This window comes from Oleiphilus sp. HI0061, assembly GCF_001635675.1.
Genome location: NZ_LWFE01000944.1, coordinates 1 through 1,965, shown reverse-complemented (window position 1 = coordinate 1,965; position 1,965 = coordinate 1). Strand labels below are relative to the sequence as shown.

Below are 1,965 nucleotides of genomic sequence, written 5' to 3'. Positions count from 1 at the left end.
CATGCATTGCACGCTCACGTGCTCGAGATAGATCTCGTATTGCTTCATCTGCGGGTTCAGGAACGTAAATCGGATCAAGGTCGCCATTACGAACCAAACGAGCTAAATCTTGTGCATCGCGTTTATCTGTTTTCACGCGTTGTCCGGGTTTCTTTGGAATCAGTGATGGCGCAACAACATAGCAACAATGGCCTAAGCTTGTCAGCAATCGATAAATCCAGTAGCCACAGGGGCCTGCTTCATAAACAAAATGCAGGGTAGCCTGCGGGTATTTGCTTTCAAACTGTCTTGCCATCTTGGTAAGTGATACTTTGGCTGAAGAAACTCTTCCAAGATGCTTTACTTCTGAGCCTCGTTGATCTTCGCAATATGCGACTTCGGTGAACTCCTTATGGGTGTCCAATCCGACAAAAATTATGGTATTGTTTTTCATGGTGCTGGCCTCCGCTTATATGGTATGACACATATATTATGGCTCTGGCTTTGCTAACCCACGATAGGAGGTCAGCACTCTTTTGGGACGTGGGGAGTCATTATGTCTAAGTGTTCAAGGAGGAAACATGGTCAAAGCTACTTGTCATTGCGGTAATATCGTTATAACAGCAGACATGCTACTAGAATCAATTACCAGTTGTAATTGTTCAATGTGTTACCGGCTAGGTGCTCTTTGGGCTTATTACACAGTCGATCAAGTTGATATTAAAGTAAAATCAGAGGCTACTGTTTATTTGTGGGGTAGCAAAGTTCGCTCATATCATTCTTGCACTTTTTGTGGTTGTACAACTCACTACACACAAAAAAGAGATGACGGTACAAATAGGGTCGCAATCAACGCCAGAATGGCTGCTCCTGAGATATTTAAGTCCGTTAATGTTAGGTTTTTCGATGGTGCTGATACCTTTAAATATGTTGAGAAATAGAGCACTTAACAAGTTTATCAAACCTCGTTCCGCCCACAAAGAAACGTGGGCTACACTGGACGCGCAAAGACACGCGCGCCGTTTATAAAAGCGTTAAATTTTTTTGGCTCTAAAGGTATAGAGCTCAATATTCGGCAAGGAGTGCTCAGTTCTTATTAAGCATTCCTTCGTTTAAAGTTCTAGGGTGTGTGGCACGGTTTCCCACTGTTTGACGTGGTCTAGCATTTTTGACCAACCCAGTTAAGATACTTTTTTCATTTCAATTGCCTGAGCTTCGTATTCATTCGGGCTCATGTAGCCCAAGTAAGAATGCAGCCGCCGACTGTTATAAAACATGGATATGTAATCCAAAATATCCTGCTGTGCCTCATAGCGAGTTTGGTAACTTCGCCATTGCACGCGCTCTTGCTTCAGGCTTCCAAAGAAGCTTTCTACTACCGCATTATCCCAACAGTCGCCACGCCGACTCATGCTTCCTTGGATGCCGTGTTGATCCAATAACCTTCTAAAGGCATCACTCGCATATTGAGAGCCACGATCCGAATGATGAATCAAGCCTGCTTTCGGTCGCCGCTGCCAAATTGCCATGGTAAGCGCATCGCAAACCAGACTCGCTTTCATGCGTGAACTCATGCTCCAGCCAACAACCTTCCGTGAAAACAAGTCAATCACGACAGCTAGGTACAGCCAACCCTCTTGAGTCCAGATATATGTAATATCCGCGACGTATGCCTGATTAGGTTGAACAACATCAAACTCTCGCTTTAAGCGATTTGGATAAACAGGCTTCTTATGATTGCTATTAGTGGTCACTTTAAATTTCTTCTTGTGGCGCACCTTCACACCAGCCTCATTCATCAGTTTTTTTGTTTTAGCTCGACTTACTGGATAACCCAAAATGTTCAATGCTTTCTTCATCCTGCGCTCTCCATAAGTGTGGTCGCTGGACTCTGCTATATCCGTTATCCAATCAAGCATTTCCTGATGATCCGGGTCATCTGGTTGACTACGCTTGCGCTTGGCAAAGCTATAATAACTGTTTCGT

At 44.1% G+C, this 1,965-nt stretch carries 2 protein-coding genes; both read right to left on the bottom strand.

Features of this window, described 5'->3' with window-relative positions; translation table 11 throughout:
* Positions 1 to 433, bottom strand: a 433-nt coding sequence (locus A3735_RS11080; RefSeq protein WP_156499618.1) for a transposase, incomplete at its 3' end; no start/stop codon positions are given.
* A 727-nt stretch (positions 434 to 1,160) separates the two neighbouring features.
* Positions 1,161 to 1,965: IS3 family transposase (locus A3735_RS11070; RefSeq protein WP_068638059.1), on the bottom strand; the 805-nt coding region annotated here is incomplete at its 5' end.